The sequence below is a fragment of the Marinobacter nauticus ATCC 49840 genome, assembly GCF_000284615.1.
GTDB lineage: Bacteria > Pseudomonadota > Gammaproteobacteria > Pseudomonadales > Oleiphilaceae > Marinobacter > Marinobacter nauticus.
Window position 1 is genome coordinate 1,856,117 of sequence record NC_017067.1, and the last position, 17,132, is coordinate 1,873,248.

Sequence of the window (17,132 nt, forward strand, 5' to 3'; positions counted from 1 at the left end):
GACTCCCATGAGGTATGCATGTCTGAGCACGACGACAAAAATCCTGAAAATGATCCGCAACTGGCGGGCAAGATCAAGGATTCCGCCCGGCAAATCTGGCTGGCTGGGCTTGGCGCCTACACCAAAGCGGAAGAGGACGCCGGCAAGTTCTTTGATCGTCTGGTTCAGGAAGGCGAACAGCTGGAGAGCAAAACCCGGGGTGTGGTCGAGAAACAGATCCGCACCGTGGAAGATCGGGTAGGCGAGGTTCGTGAGAGGGCCACCGGTACCTGGGACAAGCTCGAGCATATGTTCGACCAGCGGGTTTCTGGCGCACTCCGTCGCCTGGGCATCCATCGCCGGGAAGAAATCGAAGCTATGGAGCGCCGTATCGAGGCATTGGAAAGTGAGCTGTCCAGGCTGCGCGGCCAGAATACTGCGCGCGACGAGGAAGAATAAACTCTAGAGATAGGTCCGGCTGGTGAGTCGGACCTGTTCCTGCTCGTCCTCGTTCAGGTAGGGCAGCAACAGGTGCAACATCTGATAGACCCCGCGGCCCGGGTCCACTGACTCCCTGTCATCCAGATGCGAAAGCGTATCGAAGCTGCTCCAGTAACACACCGTCAGGGTAAGCTGCTCACACACCGAAGCCAGTTCATCCGAACCGATGTTCATGATGCCTTGCCGGCGAAAACTCTCACACAGCGTGTTGAACGCCAATTCTTTCTTTTTGAGAACCCTGCGAAATCGAACCTGAAGCTGATCGTAACGGGACAGGACATTGACCAGATCCTGGTACAGGAAACGGTAGCGGGCCACGGCTTCAAACAGCAGATGCAGGAAGAAGCTGAACTGGTCCATGGGCACGTCTGCTTCCTCGGGTACCGCCAGAAGATCCAGCATCTCTGCCTCATAGGCCCGGAACAATTCCTCAACGATATCGCCTTTGCTTTTGAAGTGGTAATACAGGTTGCCCGGGCTGATCTCCAGCTCATCAGAGATCAGCAGAGTGGTGACGTTGGGCTCCCCAAGGCTGTTGAACAGCAGCAGGCTGGTGTCGAGGATCCGATCCCTGGTTTTGACTTTCTTCATCCGTAATGGCCTGGTCAATCAGAGGTCGAATGAGGCCCACACCGGGCAGTGATCGGATGGTCGCTCCATGGCCCGGATATCGTAGGACACTCCTGCTGCTTTTGCCTTGGGCAGGAGGCTGTCACTGGCCATGATCAGGTCAATGCGCAGGCCTCGCCTCGGGTCACGCTCAAAGCCTTTGCTGCGATAGTCAAACCAACTGAAGGTATTGGCTTCGTCCGGGTGCAGATGGCGGAATACATCGGTAAAGCCCCGTTGTTCAACCTGCCCAAGCCATTCCCGCTCTTCCGGCAGGAAACTGCATTTTCCCGAACGCAACCAGCGTTTTGCATTGTCGGCGCCAATGCCGATGTCGCGGTCTGTGGGCGATATGTTCATGTCGCCCATTACCATAATATGGCCGGGTTTCTTGGCCAATTCGTCCAGGTAGGCCATCAGGTCGGCGTAGAACTTTTCCTTGGCAGGAAACTTTACAGGGTGGTCCCGGCTTTCCCCCTGGGGGAAATAACCGTTGATGACGGTCAGGGGCTCGCCGTTAACGGTGAAATGGCCGGTAATCAGGCGCCGCTGGGAGTCTTCACCATCGGAGGGGTAGCCTTTGAGAACCTCTTCCGGCTCCGCGCGGGATAACAGGGCAACACCGTAGTGGGTTTTCTGGCCATGAAAGTGAACGTGATAACCGAGCTCGCGAATGGCCTCGACCGGGAATTCCTCATCAGTGACTTTGGTTTCCTGAAGACCGATGACATCCGGATTAAGCTGCTGAATCACGGCTTCGAGCTGATGCAGGCGGGTGCGGATACTGTTCACATTGAACGACACAAACATCATGGGCGCAGAATCTCCGGAAAAATTTTTTCGGAGTTTAACACACCCCAGGCCGGGTGCCGTCTGGCAGCTGCGACCAGATTACCGTGTCAGTTCACAATCCGGTAAGCGGGCAACCTGATAGCGAATGTGGGCGATGTGGTTGGATTCGGCATCTTGCCGGATGTTGGTTAACCCCAGATAGTCGGTCAATGCACCGTCTGAGTTGTACCCCAGCACGATAGGGTCAACGAGAACCCGTAATAACAGGCTGGTGGGGCGGATCTGCACGGTCAGGTCTGCGTCCACCTTGACGGAGGTGGCTGGCTCGAGAACAAAACCGTAGTGCTCCCCCCGGGTGGGCGCCAGAAACCGGAACTCCACTGATTCGCCTTGCCGGATACGTTCCCAGTTGGCCCGGACAAAGTAGTCAAACCCTGAATCCACCACCAGCTGCTGGTCGAATGGCACCGTGAATTCTCGAGTCTCGCCCGTTGGCTCCTGCCAGGCAATACTGAGAGCCCGCTCCTGCGGGTAGGTGATGGTTAACGCTTCACCGAAGCTTGGCTGGCGGAACTCAACCTGAGGCCGGAACGCAGAGTTATTGTAAGACAGCGATTTGCTGGCGAACTCGTCTCCGCTTTCCGGATTCCGGTAGGAAACCTGGTGGTCAACCGGATCAAAGACGCCTTCGGAACACGTGCCTTCGACTCGATGATCCTCCTGGTAAAGCACCTTCCCATCCTGTTTGGCCGTACCTGAAAATTCAAATACCTGGCCAGACACGGGGGATGCGGCTGCTGTCAGGAGTAGGGTAAGGAACGTCGAACCAGCGAGTTTCATGTTTCCAGCTCCGCGTACAGGGCCTTGCGAATAAACAGCAGCAAAGGAAACAGGACGAACCAGCCGACGGCCATGGCGACCAGGGAAAGTGTCAGGTCCGGCAGCGCCACTATACCGAGCTGGCTGGCGGACCAATAGGCAAAGGGGCCGGCAATGGGGGCCAGAGCCCACGGCAGCCACTGGCGCTGGCTGATCCAGCCCAGGGAATGGCACAGGGTGGTCATGAAGATGGTCCAGATCGCGATTAGCCAGGGCGGGGCAGCCAGCACCTCTTCTCCGGAATCCAGGGCCAGCACCCCGGTTCGGAACCAGAGTGTATCCATCAATCCGCCGAGCACCACGCCAAAGCCAATAAACTGCAGTTCGGAAAACCGCCGTTGACTGACCAGAGCAAGATGCAGGCCCAGGAACACCAGGATCAGCCCCACCGTAGCTAGCCCGGGGTACAGCACGCAGGCCAGCCAGCCTGCCTGGAACAGTATAAAGTTCAGCAGGTTACGGGCTGTTTTTGAAGTGATCATACACTCAGAATGTTCGCGCGTTTGTTGGCCGGCTTGGCCATGACCAGATGGGCAACGCCAATCGCCCGCTCGCTGAAGCCAGCCTCGCAGTACGCGAAATAGAAATGCCACAGGCGTTGGAAGGCCTGGTCGTATCCCAGCTGTTCCAGTTCCTGACGGCGCGCCATGAACCGATCACACCAGTCCCTCAGCGTTCGGGCGTAGTGAAAGCCGAAGTCTTCGGCATGGGTGAGTACTAGGTCTGAGCCCCGGTTTATAGATCCAAGAATAGCGCCAAACGATGGGATAAAGCTGCCGGGGAAAATGTAACGCTGGATGAAATCCACATTCTTCAATGCCCGGTGGTAACGCTGTTCCGGCATGTTAATGGCCTGAATCAACGCCAGGCCATCCGGCTTCAGCAGGTGGCTGATCTGGGACAGGTAGCTGTCCAGGAACTGGGGGCCAACGGCTTCGATCATCTCGATGGACACCAGTTTGTCGAACTGTCCCTGCAGATCGCGGTAGTCGTCGAACAGCAGCGTAATCCTGTCTTCGAGGCCTTCCGCTTTCACTCGCGCCTTGGCCAGCTCCAGCTGCTCCCTGGAAATGGTAGTGGTGGTGACATGGCAGCCATAGTGTTTGGCGGCGTGAATGGCGAAGCCACCCCAGCCAGTACCGATTTCCACCACCCGGTCCTCCGGCCTTAAATCCAGCTTGCGGCAGATGGTATCCAGCTTGTGAACGGCCGCTTCGTCCAGGGTTGCATCCTCGCGGGGGTAAATAGCGGAGGAATACATCATGGTTGGGTCCAGGAACAGGCGGAACAGGTCATTGCCCAGATCGTAGTGGGCGCTGATGTTCTTGCGGGAGCCTTCCGGGGTGTTGCGGTTCAGCCAGTGCAGCGCCTTGAGTGCGGGCTTGCTGATCCAGGCAAACCGGTCTTCAAACCGGTTCATGGTGTCGATATTGCGGGTAAAGAACCGAAGCAGAGCGGTCAGATCTGGCGAACTCCAATCACCTGCCACAAACGATTCGGCAGCACCGATGCTGCCACCGGTCACCAGATCCCGCCAGGTGCTGTGGTTGTGGATCACCAACTCGGCCTGCGGATAGCGGTCATCGCCATCACCGAATACGAGGTCCTCAGCTCCTGCCTCTCTGATCACCAGCCTGCCATGACCAAGCTGCGCCAGTTGCTGGCAAGCCAGCTGCCTTGCGACACGGCTGATCAACGAAAGCCCCGTGTTTCCAGTGCGCTGGTGTTCAACCGAGGTGTTCAGGTTCTCCATGAGCTTACCCTTCCTGCCGAATCAAATGCGTTGTCTTGTTGTGCCGATGGTTTTTCCGTTACATCCAGCCCCAGATCCTCGGTACCGCGCTGGTAGGCGCTGTCGGTTGCATCGAGCTTGTTCGGGTGGGTGTAAAAGGGGGCCCCTTTGAATTTCAGCTTCAGGGCATTCCAGTAAATACCGGCAATGCCTTTGATGGTTTCCAGGGGAAACCGTCTCAGGCTCCTGTGCAGGGTTTTACGATCAAGAGGGGTGCGTTGGACTACCAGCGTGGCATCAAAATGCTTGCGGCCTTCCTCTTCCACATTCATGTGAACGCGCATGTCCTTGCCGCGAAAACTGAACAGCCACTGGTAGTGCTGATTCATGCCATTAAACGGTGAAACGTGGAAGCGTTTGCTGAAAGCAAAACGCTCGGTGTGCCAGGCGTTATCGGAGCTTGGCCCCGGCTGGGTGCATTCCATGCAGTACACATGGCGCTGTTTCCAGGGGGTGTTGGTAACCTGGGCGACAATCACACGGGGGGTGGCGCCGGCTTCTGGCCTGCAGCCCCTTTCATAGCACAGGTAAAAACTGACCGGATTGAAAATGTAGCCCAGGTAGCGCGGGTGGGTAACCAGCTCTATTGGCCCATCCGGAGCCCAGCCGGTGGCGCTTTTAACCCGGTTGAATACCGCCTGGCGCAGACTGGGCACTTCCGGGTCCAGGTAATCCCGCCGGTAGAGCCCCAGCCAGTTAAAACGTTCGAGGGAAAAAAACGGGCTGGTTCTGGTTACCGTGGACCAGTCGTCAAGGTCGAGGGCGAGCATTCCGATGCTGTAGCTGAATTCATGCTGGACCGGTAGCTTGCGCCGATGCCTTATGGTGCCTTCCAGCCATTCACTGGCCATAATCAGAGCTCCACCCCGAATGCCCGGGTAACCCTCAGTGCGCTGCGCACACCGTCTTCGTGGAAGCCATTGAACCAGTAGGCACCGCAAAAGTGGGTGCGGTTCCGGTTACCGATGTCATCGTAGCGCTCCTGTGCGGCAACGGCGTCCAGAGTGAAGACGGGGTGATCGTATTCAAACCGTTTGATCACCTTTTCCGGATTAATATCCCGGCTTCGGTTCAGGGTGACGCAAAAGGTTTCCGGAGCGTCGTCGAAGTTCTGAAGAACGTTCATGTTGTAGGTTACGGAAACCGGTTGCGTGCTGTGTTCCGGGATCATGTAATTCCAGGCGGCCCAGGCCAGACGGTTCGAGGGCAGTACGCTGGCGTCCGTGTGCAGAACCACGTCGTTCTTCTGGTATGCGATGGCTCCGAGGATGCTTCTCTCATCGTCAGTGGCGTCGTCCAGCATGGCCAGGGCCTGGTCACTGTGGCAGCCGAAAATGACCTGGTCAAAACGATGTTCCTGTCCGTTGGCCACCAGGGTAACGCCCTCCTCATCCCGTTTTACGGAAGTTACCGGGCTGTTCAGATGGGTGCGTTCGCCCAGCTTGTCCATCATCCGGTTTACGTAGGTAGCCGAACCTCCGGAAATCACTCGCCAGGTGGGCCGGTCATCCACAGATAACATGCCGTGGTTGTTAAAAAATTGTAGAAAAAACCGGATTGGGAACTGTTCCAGCACAATCTCCGGAGCAGACCAGATGGCCGCGCCCATAGGGACAATGTAGTAGTTTCGGAAGTACCGGCTGTAGCCGTTGCGGTTCAGATATTCCCCGAGTGTTTCGCCGTCCGGAATCGTGCCGGCGGCCAGGTCGGCACGGGTTTCCTTGTTGAACCGGAGAATCTCCCGGATCATTTTCAGGAAATTCAGATTAAACAGATTCCGGCGCTGGGCGAACAGGGTGTTCAGACTGGTGCCGTTGTACTGCAGTCCACTGGCATGGCAGTCCACGCTGAAACTCATGTTGCTCACTTCAGAGGCCACCCCGAGCCGATCCATCAACTTGATGAAGTTGGGGTAGGTCCAGTCGTTGAACACAATAAAACCGGTATTCACCGGCCAGGTGCGACCACCAGCTTCAACCTGTTCCGTGTTGGTGTGGCCTCCGGCATAGTCGCCGGCTTCAAACAGATGCACATCGTGCTTGTCGGCCAGCAGCCAGGCGGCTGTTAAACCTGATACTCCAGCGCCAATCACGGCAATTCGCTGACGTTCCTGATTCATGCAAGGTATTTCCTGTGGTCAAACTTCAATGATCGGTTTTACGGGCCATGGAGGCGGCCATGCGGTCGATGACTCCCTGGGGCAGGGCGGCTAGCAGCTTCAGGGACCAGGTAAAGCGTTTCGGGAACGCGATTTCGTTCCGGCCTTTCTCAAGCCCTGTGCGGATTCGTCTAGCCGCATCCCCGGCTGAGATGATGAACGGCATGGGAAAATCGTTTCGGTCCGTCAATGGCGTTTTGACAAACCCCGGGGATACCACCACCACCCGAATCCCCTCGGCCGCCAGATCAGCTCTCAGTGACTGGGCAAAGTAGGTAAGTGCCGCCTTGGAGGCGCCATAGCCCTCAGCACGCCCGAACGGAAACCACCACGCCGAGGAACTCACAATCACCAGCGTCGCCGGTTTACCTTTGGCACGGGTCGCCCGCAGCGCCGGCAGGGCAACATCCAGGCAGCGTGCTGTGCCGATCACGTTGGTGGTCACGTTGTTGGCAATGACATCGCTGTTGTAGTCCGCGACTTCCAGATACTCACAGGTACCGGCGTTCAGAATGACCATGTCCAGGTCGCCAAAGTGGTCAAGCTGCGACTTGACCCCCTGCAAGTCATTCTTGCTGGTGGTGTCCGCTGCGGCGGCGGCTATCTGGTTCGGGAAGGTTTGCAACAGCTCATCCAATGGCTCCTGCCGGCGGCCGGTCACAATCAGTTTGTGACCGGCACCGGCGAGTTCGTGAACCAGCGCTTCGCCAATACCGGATGAGGCGCCGGTTAACCAGATGTTGCTGGGTGATGACAGCAATTGGCTCATCCCGCCTGCTCCTTTACCCAACGAATCATCCGGCCCAATACGGGCAGGTTTTCATACAATAGCTGGCCGGCGTCGAAATAGTCCCGGTGATACCGCACCTTCCCGTCCCGGATTTCCAGGTGGCTAATGCCTTCTACAAACACCGGCTTGCCGCCGCGGACACGCTTGTGTTGAAGTTCCATCACCCATGGCAGGCTGCACCAGCATTCCTGAATGACGGGTTCATGGAAACGGAACTGGCAGCGGATAACGTTGCCGTAGGCGCTCGCCATGTATTCGGTTAGCTGATCAAGGCCATGTACCCGACCAAAAGGATCCTGAAACTCGATATCCTCGCCGTATACCTGCTGGAGCTTGTTAAGATTGCCTTTGTCCAGTGTGTTATATAGCGAACAGAAACGGTCCAGTACCACGGGCAATCCGGAATCCGGTGCCCCGACTTCAATGGCAGATGCAGAGGCAGAGGTCGTCATGAGCGGTTCCTCCTCTTGTGGTCCAGTTCCCGGGTCTCTTTCTGAATATGAGCCGGAATCGGATTGAGATCCCAGATGATGCCCAGCTTGGAAAGCAACCACAGGCCGTACCAGGTCACATCAATTTCGTACCAGCGGAAACCCTGGCGTACCGATTGCGGCCAGCGGTGGTGGTTATTGTGCCAGCCCTCGCCCAGGGTGATCAGGGCCAGCCAGAAATTATTGCGGCTGTCGTCATCGGTCTCGAAACGTCTTTTACCCCAGACGTGTGACAGGGAGTTTATCGATACCGTTGCGTGGAAAAGCACCACGGTTGAAATGAAGAAGCCCCATACCAGGAGCTGAAGCCCGTTGGTGCCGAGCCCGGGCGCCCAAAGGGCCAGTGCCTCGCCGAACAGGTAAATAGCGACCGCGAACGCGGCGGGTACCAGAGAGTCAAAACGATTGATGAATCTGAGTTCCGGGAATTTCAGCCAGTCGCGCACCCTGCGTTCATCCATCGCAAAGCCGGCGTCGCAGGTAAACCATCCCATATGGGACCACCAGAACCCGCCCTGGTGTGGTGAGTGCAGATCCTGCTCATTGTCCGAGTGCTGGTGATGGTGCCGGTGGTGCGCGGCCCACCACAAGGGACCCCGCTGAGCCGCGCTGGCCCCCAGAATGGCAAACGCGAACTGTGCAGGCCGGCTGGTTTTGAAGGTTTTGTGGGAGAAATAGCGATGGTAGAAGCCCGTGATCGCGAACATCCTTACCAGGAAAAACGCAACGGCAAAAACCACTGCGAAAGTACTGACGCCGGTGTAAAGTGCCAGCAAACAGGCAAGGTGGAGGGCGATGAAGGGCAGGACTCGTACCCAGTTAAAGGCTCGGGAGTCCGTATCCAGGTGATCTGATCCTGCTTCGGAATCGAACCATCTCAGAATGTTTGTTAACCAACTATTTACTCGGGTCATATACAACCATGCGTGAAGTAACATCAGACACCACATCAATACGCAGCATCGCGGTTATTGGTTCAGGGCTGGCGGGGCTGACGGCCGCAATTCTTCTTGGCGATTCGGGCCATATTGTCCGGGTCTTCGAGAAAAGCCGCGGCCCTGGTGGTCGTCTGGCGTCCAAACGCGTGGCGAACGGCTCGGCCGATATCGGCGCCCAGTACTTCACGTCCCGTAATCCCGGTTTCACCCGGTTTCTGGATCGCTGGGCCGGGCACCAGAGCTACCAGAGCTGGAATGCCCGCTTCGGTTATCAGACGGAAAGGGACAGCTGGCACACGTTTCCGGAGGAACACAGGTTTGTTGGTACTCCGCGAATGACGGCCATTTCACGGGCTCTGTCTGAACACATTTCGCTGGAATCAGGCGTTCGAATCGCCCGGCTGTCAAAACACCGTTCCAAATGGCAGCTCACCGATACCGAGAGTCAGCACTACGACGGCTTCGATCAGGTCGTGATCACGGCGCCACCGGCGCAGGCTCAGGAACTGTTGCGGGACAGCGGGCTTGATGCGATGGCGGAAGGGCTGGCTGGACACGTGGGTAATATCCTGCCGTGCTGGGCGGTAGCTGCCCATTTTAATCGCTCCGTTGATTTCCCGTTCGATGCTGCGCGCCCCAACTCGGACGTGTTGTTCTGGGTGGCCAACAACTCCTCCAAACCCGGCCGGGAAGACGAGGGCCAGTGGTGGGTGCTGCACGCCAACCCTGGGTGGACACATGAGCACGTGGATGACGCTCCGGAAAGCATTGCTGAAGCTCTGCTGGAGGAATTCAAGGCACTGACCGGGCATGAGGAGGCTCCGGATGACTGGGTAACTCATCGCTGGCTGTACGCACGCTCGGAAGCCGGCGATAACCCCGGCTATCTGTTCGACCAGAATACTGGCATTGGCCTGGCAGGCGACTGGCTGGCGGGCGGTCGGGTTGAAGGCGCCTGGGAAAGCGCCTCGCAACTGGTGCAGGCAATGGGCCAGAGCTCTGATCAGTAATTGCGGCTACTCAGTCAGGTCGGAGGGAGCTTTTTCTGCGACCTCCGGCCGCCGGTAGAAATGGGTGATGGTGCCGTCGCCGAATTTTGAGAAGAAGGCACTCACCTCGGTGATTTTTCGCAGGCTTCGCTCCCGGGTGATCGGGTTTTTCACCAAGACCTTGATGCCGTTGAAGTTGTCCTGAATGTTCGAGAAGCGAGCCTTCATGGAGCAGGTAACCACGTTGTCCGGGTTAATGCCCAGCTCCGATGCCAGCCAGCGGCTGTGGTCCAGGATTTCGGTCTTGTCCAGATTCTCCCGGGTGTCGACATGGTCCAGCTTTACCCGGTTCACAATGCAGAACGAGTAGCTCCTGGGCTCCCGGCGGGCCACCTTGCGGAAGGCTTCCCAGAAGAAGTTATCGGTCAGCTCGGCAAACCATTTCATGTTGCTCAGGCAGGTATCCACCCAGTCGAAGCTTTCCGGGTCCTCCAGCACTTCGTTAATGGCCTCCCGCAGCAACCAGTCGAAGCCCAGAGCGGTCTTGTGCGCATATACCTTGCGGTACATCTGGTGGCGGCTGTACACGAAGTCTTCCAGGGCGCCCAGGCCTTTCTGGGTAATCGCAAGCCCCATCCAGGGTTCAGAAACGTCCCAGCCGAACCGCAGGTTGCTCAGCAGATGATCGAGATTGAAACCGCCGATGGTGACCGAGCTGTGGAAGCCGTCCCGCAACATATAATCGGCCCGGTCGGCATCAATTTCCCCCGAAACAATGGATGACAGCAGACCCATCACCAGCTGCGGTACATCCCGGGGCGGGATAGTGCCGGCAATGGCATCATCACCAGCAATAAATTCCCAGAAGGTCTGGGCGTGGCGGCAGAAGGTTTCGCTGGGCGTAACATCGGTGGTTTCCATAATGCCGATGACATCGATAGCAGCCAGCCCGGCGCTCTCCAGATCCACAGACGAGAGTACGTCATGGGCGACTCGAACAGAGTAGTGTTCATGCTCCAGCTCTTCCGGTTCACTGGCGTGGTAGGCCGAATAGTCAACGCCTTCCCACAAATCCCGGAACCGTTCAGGGCGAGACATCAGGTCGCGAATCTTCCGGGCCTGGGTGAACTGATGGGAGAAACTGGAGTGACCGCTGTCGTGCAGCAAGCAGCCAAGCCGGATGGTCTTGGCCAGATAATCAATGGCATCGAGCTGGCTCAGGCTGAGATCGGTCTGCTCACTCAGCTGCCGTTCCCGAAGGTATGCATCGATCATGGCCCGGAACATCCGTGTGCCCACATGCATCACCCCGATGCTGTGCAGGAAACGGGAATGGGTGGCGCCGGGGAAAACCAGACTCAGAATGTCGTTCTGGCAGATGTTTCGCAAGCGCTGAAATAGTGGATGGTCAATCACCTGGATTTCGTGCCGGTAGAGCGGGATACCGCCATGCACCGGGTCCATGATCAGTTTGTCATAGGCTCCGAGCAGATCGTTAACGGCACGTCTCATGGTTACAATTCTCCCAAAATGATGATTGCGGCCTTGTTATATCACAGGGGCATGCCAGAATAGGCCATATAAAGCCTTTTTTCTTTACCGCTGGTAGTTTAGGGCAGCCAACATGACCTCGCGCACCGAGCGCATTCTGATAATTGACGCCGATGAACAGGCCCGAGCCGATCTGTCCCGTTACCTGGAGGCGCGGGGGTTTTACGTAACTGGTGCAGCGGGGGTAAATGCTGCCCGAGGATTGTTCGACGACAATATCCCGGATGTGATCTTTGCAGATCTCCCTCCAGAGGCGATCAGAGACCTGTCCCGGCGCCTTGATGAAACAGAAAGTTTCACGCCGATAGTGGCCTGCACCAGCAGCCAGTCCAGCGCCGATGTGGTCCAGGCCATGCGGGCCGGAGCCGCCGATGTGGTGCTCAAACCCTGCAATGACGACCGCAATGCACTGGACGACGTTATCGGCAAGTTGTTTGACAGGGTCAGGGTAAACCGCCTGAACCAGTTGTACCGGCAGGAACTGGAAGAAGCCAACCGGGACCTGCGCAACGGTATTGCCGAGCTAAGGGCCGACCAGAATGCCGGTCGCAAGGTGCAGCTAAAAATGCTGCCAGACCATCAGCTCACGCTTTCCGGGCTCAGTGTTGATTACCTCATCAAGCCGTCCCTGTATCTCAGTGGCGATTTTCTCGACTATTTTCGCATCAGTGAAGACAAGGTCCTCGTTTATATCGCCGACGTTTCAGGTCATGGCGCCAGTTCCGCATTCGTTACCGTGTTACTGCGAAACCTTACAAATCGTTTGCAGCGGAATCTCCGGCGCCAGTCCAGTGACGACATCCTGCACCCGGAACGTTTCCTGGAGCGCATTAATTCGGAGCTGTTGGATACCGGGCTTGGCAAGCATGTCACCGTGTTTGTAGGCATTATTTCAACAACGGAACGTACATTGAGTTATGCGGTCGGGGCGCATTTCCCCATGCCCATCCTGTCGTTTGAGGATGGTGAAACCCGTTTTCTGGAAGGCAGCGGGCTGCCGGTAGGGCTGTTCGAAACGCCGGAATGGGAACTTTACCAGGTGAAGCTGGACCGACCATTCCGGCTTTTGTTGTTCTCTGATGGCCTGTTAGAAGTGATCCCGGCCAAATCTCTGGATGAAAAGGAGAACAGACTACTTGAACTCGTTTCAGGAGGTAGTCACACTATCGCATCGCTGAGCGACGCTCTGGGGCTGGATAAGATCTCGGAGCTGCCTGACGATATCGCGATAGTATCGGTAACTGATACCATAAACGGGTCAGATAACACGTCGTCGACTTAGTGGCAGTGTGAAAAATGGCTGGTTATAAAATCCTGCAAGCAGAACAGCAGGGAATATACGTCCTGAAGTTTATTGGGGAAATCCGGCTGAACCTGTGTTCGACGCTGGACAATCTGGTTGAGTCCATAACACGTGATCCGGCATTTAAAACCGTGGTTATCGACCTCACCGAGACCGAAATCATCGACAGCACGACGCTTGGCCTGCTGGCCAAGATTGCGCTGGCGGCGCAGAAACAAAGTCATTTTCTGCCAACGCTGATTTCCACCAACCCCGATATCACCCGCATTATTACGTCCATGGGCTTCGACAAGATTTTCATTATTGTCCGTGAGCCAGCTTCCCGAATTGAAGAACTCGAAGAAATCCCCGTGCTCAAGGCGAGCGAGCAGCAGGTTCGCGATAAAGTTCTTGATGCCCATAAAGTACTGATGGGCATGAATAGCCGGAACAGGGAAGAATTCAAGAATCTGGTGCGGGCCCTGGAATGCGAGGAAACTGGCTGAAAAGCCAGTCCTGCACCGGGCCCGGCCCTGACAGAAACAGAACGGAACGTTTATGCCTGATAACCCGACGCCCGGTAATCACGGGGCGAATTCCTACGATGTGGCAGTACTTGGTGGCGGCAGTTTCGGTACTGCCATGGCAAAAGTGCTGGGCGAGAACGGCCACGTTGTGCATTTCTGGATGCGCGATGAAGCACAGGCAGAGGAAATACGCAGCACCCGCATTAATCGCCGGTATATGCCCGCCGTTACCCTTCAGGGTGACATTCAGCCAACAACCGACCTGGCCGAGGCGGTGCGCAAGGCGGAGATTGTGCTGGTTGCGATCCCATCGAAAGCGTTTCGGTCGGTCATTCGCGAACACAGCAGCGAATTCCGCGATGGCCAGATCGTCGTCAGCCTGACCAAAGGCATCGAAGAGCACGGCTTTAAATTGATGAGCGAAATCCTGCTGGAGGAGCTTCCCAGGTGTCGTTCCGGTGTTCTGAGCGGGCCGAACCTGGCTGGCGAGATCGTCAACCGTGAACTGACCGCCACCGTTATCGCCGCAAAAGACCCGGATGTGCGCCGCACTGTGCAGGAACTGCTGGGCTGCGAATACTTTCGGGTTTACGCCAATGTTGATATCTACGGTGTGGAGCTGGCGGGCGCACTCAAGAATATCTACGCCATTGTTGCTGGCCTGGCATCGGCCCTGAACATGGGCGAGAACGCGAAAGCCATGCTGATTACCCGTGGCCTGGCCGAGATGAGCCGTTTCGCGGTTAGCCTTGGCGCCAACCCGATGACCTTTATGGGCCTTGCAGGTGTTGGCGACCTGATTGCCACCTGTACCTCCAGTAAAAGCAGGAATTTCCGGGTTGGTTATGCCATTGGCAAGGGCCAGAAGCTGGAAGAAGCCGTGCAGGAGCTGGGGCAGGTGGCCGAAGGTATCTATACCCTGAAACTGGTACGGGAAAAATCTGAGGCTATTGGCATCTACATGCCTCTGGTACGGGGGCTTTACGAGATTCTCTATGAAAGCGCTTCCATCAATGCGGTGATCAACAGCCTGATGATGGCCGTGCAGAACTCTGATGTGGAGTTCATTCTGCCGCGCACCATTACCCAGTGACCCGGGATTGTCATCCGGAAGGAGAGGCACGTGCATCTGATTGTTATGCGCCATGGTGAGGCCGGCTGGCATTCGCTGGATCAGGAGCGTGAGCTGACCGAGGCGGGTCGCCGCGGTGTGGCAGCCGTGGCGGCGCAAATTGCCTCTTCCCCGTGGCGTCCCACCCAGATCTGGTCCAGCCCCTATGTTCGGGCCCGGCAAACCGCCGCGATTGTGGCGGAAGTGCTGAATTGCCCGGTCCAGGAAAAAGCCTTTATCACACCCGATGACGACCCTGGCCGTTGTCTGGATGAGCTTCTGGACAACCAGGTTTCACCATTGATGCTGGTTTCCCACATGCCATTTGTGGGTAGCTTCTCCACTCTGTTGGTGGATGGCCATCGGCAGGGCATTCCCTTTATGACGTCTCAGGCTGTACTGCTGGATATGCCTGTAGTGGGGCCAGGCTGCGCCGACTTGAAAGCCCAGTTTCTGCCCTGATCTAATCAGTACATCACTCATTTCTGATACTGAACGAACCTATGTACAGTTTTCCCATTGATTACATTGAGCCGGTCTTCCGGCCGCCCAGCGAGGCCAAATCGCTGATTCTGCCGGTGACTAATGGCTGTTCCTGGAACCAGTGCACCTTCTGTGAGATGTATACTCAGCCCCAGAAGAAATTCCGGGCTCGAAAGCCCGAAGACATCAGGGCAGACATCGAGAAAGCAGCAGCGGCATTTGGCGACGTGCGCCGGGTTTTCCTGGCCGATGGAGATGCCATGGTGCTGCCCACCCGGCGCTTGCTGGAAATAATCGCTGACTTGAAGCGAGCTTTTCCCGGCCTGGAACGCGTTTCCAGCTACTGCCTGCCACGAAACCTGGCGAAAAAATCGGTTGAAGAGTTGGCGCAGCTCCGGGAAGCCGGCCTGAAAATCCTCTATGTGGGCATGGAATCCGGCGACGACGAGATTCTTCGGCGCGTTAACAAAGGTGAAACCTGGGAATCCACCCGGTCGGCCCTGGTGAAGATCCGGGAAGCGGGCCTGGTGAGCTCGGTGATGGTGCTCAATGGTCTGGGCGGTGAAGCTCTTTCACGGCAGCATGCCATTAACACTGCCACACTGTGCAATGAAACCCAGCCCGATTACCTGTCTACCCTGGTGGTCAGCTTCCCACAGGGTGAAGAGCGATTCCGCGATGGTTTCGGGGCGGATTTCGTGCCCCTGGGCCAACAGGCCCTGTTTGAGGAAATCCGTGTGTTCCTGGAGCACCTGGAACTGGACAACACCATTTTCCGCAGCGATCACGCCTCCAATTACCTTGTGCTCAAAGGTACGCTGGGCCGCGATAAAGACCGCCTGCTGCAGCAGGTAAACATGGCCATTACCCAGCCTGGCGCTGTGCCTCTGCGGGCAGAATGGATGCGTGGGCTCTGATCAGGGAGAAAAACATGAACCGGACACCCGATGACATTGCCAAATCCCTCGAAGATGCCGGCAAGAGCAGGGATCTGCCACCGCTGGATAAATGGCACCCCGAACTTTCCGGCAATATGGATCTGGTGATCACCCGCGACGGCCAGTGGGTCTTCAAAGGTGAGCCCATCGTCCGGGAGGCCACGGTAAAGCTGTTCTCTACCATTCTCAGGCGGGAAAGCGACGGCGAGTACTACCTGGTTACGCCGGTCGAGAAATGGCGTATCCGGGTTGAGGACGCACCACTGCTGGCCCATGGCCTGGAAGTGAAAGGCGAGGGCGCGGAGCAGGTTATTACCCTGGCCACCAACATGGGCGAAACCCTGGAGATTGGCGAGCAACACCGATTACATGTTGGCTCTTACCCTGAGACTGGCGAACCTCGGCCAGTTATTCAGGTACGCCACGGTGTTGAAGCCCGGCTGGTTACCTCGGCGTTCTATAACCTCGCCGAGCTGGCCGAGGAAACCGAAGCGGCGGGAAAAACCGTGTACGGGGTGTTTAGTCACGGAAAATTCTGGGAAATCGGGCAGGGCGGTTGAAAAGCGCCTGACCACCCCAATGAATAAGGTAGAAAACGCAGTCTGTCACTTGTTAAACTGTGGTTTCTTACTTGTTATCGAGCCTGGCTCTCTAACGAGGCCCGGTGGTCGTTAGTCCCTCTGTGCAGTCTGGCTGTTCACGATCACTTTCGATTGCCTACAATCTAAATACACAGTCATTGCGACACGCAAGGAGATCACATGGCCCAACCTCGTGTTGTCACCATCCATTACACGCTCACTAACGACCAGGGAGAGCAACTCGATTCCTCCCGCGTAGAAGGCCGTGAGCCCCTGGCATACCTGGAAGGTGCACAGAACATCATCGGCGGACTGGAAAGTGCGCTGACCGAGAAGAACGCTGGCGACCAGGTTAAAGTTTCCGTAGAGCCAGCTGAAGGCTACGGTGAAGTAAACGAAGAGCTCATCCAGCCGGTTCCGCGCTCTGCTTTCGAGGGCGTAGACACCATCGAGCCAGGCATGCAGTTCCAGGCACAGACTCCGGGCGGCCCCCAGGTCGTTCGCGTAGTAGAAGTTGGCGACGAAACCGTTACCATCGATGCCAACCACCCGCTGGCGGGCCAGACCCTGCACTTCGACGTTGAAGTGGTAGAAACCCGCGAAGCAACCGACGAAGAGCAAGAGCACGGCCACGTGCACTGATATGCCTTCTGATGGTTGATCAGAAAACGGCACCTTCGGGGGCCGTTTTTTATGGCCGGAATAATCTGCGAGCATAAAAAAACCGGGGCAAGCCCCGGT

20 protein-coding genes are annotated in these 17,132 nt (G+C 56.8%); 9 read left to right on the forward strand and 11 right to left on the reverse strand.

Annotated elements, in window-relative coordinates; genetic code table 11:
- The first annotated feature begins 18 nt into the window (after window positions 1-18).
- Complete coding sequence (locus tag MARHY_RS08540) at window positions 19-438, forward strand: phasin family protein (protein WP_011784979.1); 420 nt, start codon at window positions 19-21, stop codon at window positions 436-438.
- 3 nt (window positions 439-441) lie between these two features.
- On the opposite strand, the gene MARHY_RS08545 is transcribed toward MARHY_RS08540, so the two are convergent.
- From MARHY_RS08545 to MARHY_RS08590, 10 genes are all read right to left on the reverse strand, one after another.
- Entirely contained in the window at window positions 442-1,071 is a 630-nt protein-coding gene (locus tag MARHY_RS08545; protein WP_014421424.1) for a TetR/AcrR family transcriptional regulator, read from the reverse strand.
- A gap of 18 nt (window positions 1,072-1,089) precedes the next feature.
- Window positions 1,090-1,902 (reverse strand): exodeoxyribonuclease III, encoded by an 813-nt coding sequence (xthA, locus tag MARHY_RS08550; protein ID WP_014421425.1) that lies wholly within the window; start codon window positions 1,900-1,902, stop codon window positions 1,090-1,092.
- Between the two features lie 78 nt (window positions 1,903-1,980).
- Window positions 1,981-2,721, reverse strand: coding sequence for a hypothetical protein (locus MARHY_RS08555; protein ID WP_014421426.1), 741 nt, complete (start codon window positions 2,719-2,721; stop codon window positions 1,981-1,983).
- Entirely contained in the window at window positions 2,718-3,242 is a 525-nt protein-coding gene (locus MARHY_RS08560) for a DUF2878 domain-containing protein (RefSeq protein WP_014421427.1), read from the reverse strand. The genes MARHY_RS08555 and MARHY_RS08560 overlap by 4 nt, the downstream gene beginning before the upstream one ends.
- Window positions 3,239-4,513 carry an SAM-dependent methyltransferase gene (locus tag MARHY_RS08565; protein ID WP_014421428.1) on the reverse strand — a complete coding sequence of 425 codons (1,275 nt, stop codon included), beginning with the start codon at window positions 4,511-4,513 and terminating at the stop codon, window positions 3,239-3,241. The genes MARHY_RS08560 and MARHY_RS08565 overlap by 4 nt, the downstream gene beginning before the upstream one ends.
- Window positions 4,501-5,403, reverse strand: coding sequence for a DUF1365 domain-containing protein (locus MARHY_RS08570; protein WP_014421429.1), 903 nt, complete (start codon window positions 5,401-5,403; stop codon window positions 4,501-4,503). Before MARHY_RS08570 ends, MARHY_RS08565 begins: the two co-directional genes overlap by 13 nt.
- 2 nt (window positions 5,404-5,405) lie before the next feature.
- Window positions 5,406-6,671 carry an NAD(P)/FAD-dependent oxidoreductase gene (locus MARHY_RS08575; protein WP_014421430.1) on the reverse strand — a complete coding sequence of 422 codons (1,266 nt, stop codon included), beginning with the start codon at window positions 6,669-6,671 and terminating at the stop codon, window positions 5,406-5,408.
- Window positions 6,672-6,696: 25 nt separating this feature from the next.
- Window positions 6,697-7,479 carry an SDR family NAD(P)-dependent oxidoreductase gene (locus MARHY_RS08580; protein ID WP_014421431.1) on the reverse strand — a complete coding sequence of 261 codons (783 nt, stop codon included), beginning with the start codon at window positions 7,477-7,479 and terminating at the stop codon, window positions 6,697-6,699.
- The gene (locus MARHY_RS08585) at window positions 7,476-7,952 is read right to left on the reverse strand and encodes a nuclear transport factor 2 family protein (protein WP_014421432.1); all 477 of its coding nucleotides are present in this window, start codon (window positions 7,950-7,952) and stop codon (window positions 7,476-7,478) included. The genes MARHY_RS08580 and MARHY_RS08585 overlap by 4 nt, the downstream gene beginning before the upstream one ends.
- Window positions 7,949-8,905, reverse strand: coding sequence for an acyl-CoA desaturase (locus MARHY_RS08590; RefSeq protein WP_014421433.1), 957 nt, complete (start codon window positions 8,903-8,905; stop codon window positions 7,949-7,951). Before MARHY_RS08590 ends, MARHY_RS08585 begins: the two co-directional genes overlap by 4 nt.
- Window positions 8,906-8,913: 8 nt before the next feature.
- Between MARHY_RS08590 and MARHY_RS08595 the strand changes: the two genes are divergently transcribed.
- Window positions 8,914-9,939: an NAD(P)/FAD-dependent oxidoreductase gene (locus tag MARHY_RS08595; protein WP_014421434.1), complete on the forward strand. Its 1,026-nt coding sequence runs from the start codon at window positions 8,914-8,916 to the stop codon at window positions 9,937-9,939.
- 6 nt (window positions 9,940-9,945) lie between these two features.
- Here MARHY_RS08595 and MARHY_RS08600 read toward each other — a convergent pair whose 3' ends face one another.
- Window positions 9,946-11,430 carry an HD domain-containing protein gene (locus MARHY_RS08600; RefSeq protein WP_014421435.1) on the reverse strand — a complete coding sequence of 495 codons (1,485 nt, stop codon included), beginning with the start codon at window positions 11,428-11,430 and terminating at the stop codon, window positions 9,946-9,948.
- Window positions 11,431-11,542: 112 nt separating this feature from the next.
- On the opposite strand from MARHY_RS08600, the gene MARHY_RS08605 reads away from it, so the two are divergent.
- The 7 genes from MARHY_RS08605 to MARHY_RS08635 all read left to right on the forward strand — a co-directional run bounded on the left by MARHY_RS08605 (window position 11,543) and on the right by MARHY_RS08635 (window position 17,033).
- Entirely contained in the window at window positions 11,543-12,751 is a 1,209-nt protein-coding gene (locus MARHY_RS08605) for a PP2C family protein-serine/threonine phosphatase (protein ID WP_011784966.1), read from the forward strand.
- A gap of 14 nt (window positions 12,752-12,765) precedes the next feature.
- Window positions 12,766-13,257 carry an STAS domain-containing protein gene (locus MARHY_RS08610; RefSeq protein ID WP_011784965.1) on the forward strand — a complete coding sequence of 164 codons (492 nt, stop codon included), beginning with the start codon at window positions 12,766-12,768 and terminating at the stop codon, window positions 13,255-13,257.
- Between the two features lie 52 nt (window positions 13,258-13,309).
- The gene (locus MARHY_RS08615) at window positions 13,310-14,371 is read left to right on the forward strand and encodes an NAD(P)H-dependent glycerol-3-phosphate dehydrogenase (RefSeq protein ID WP_014421436.1); all 1,062 of its coding nucleotides are present in this window, start codon (window positions 13,310-13,312) and stop codon (window positions 14,369-14,371) included.
- Between the two features lie 30 nt (window positions 14,372-14,401).
- Window positions 14,402-14,851, forward strand: a complete 450-nt coding sequence (locus MARHY_RS08620) for a SixA phosphatase family protein (protein WP_014421437.1) — start codon at window positions 14,402-14,404, stop codon at window positions 14,849-14,851.
- Window positions 14,852-14,892: 41 nt separating this feature from the next.
- Entirely contained in the window at window positions 14,893-15,789 is an 897-nt protein-coding gene (locus MARHY_RS08625; protein ID WP_014421438.1) for a radical SAM protein, read from the forward strand.
- A 14-nt stretch (window positions 15,790-15,803) separates the two neighbouring features.
- Entirely contained in the window at window positions 15,804-16,370 is a 567-nt protein-coding gene (locus MARHY_RS08630) for a DUF1285 domain-containing protein (protein ID WP_041655502.1), read from the forward strand.
- A gap of 201 nt (window positions 16,371-16,571) precedes the next feature.
- Window positions 16,572-17,033: an FKBP-type peptidyl-prolyl cis-trans isomerase gene (locus tag MARHY_RS08635; protein ID WP_011784960.1), complete on the forward strand. Its 462-nt coding sequence runs from the start codon at window positions 16,572-16,574 to the stop codon at window positions 17,031-17,033.
- Window positions 17,034-17,132: the final 99 nt, after the last annotated feature.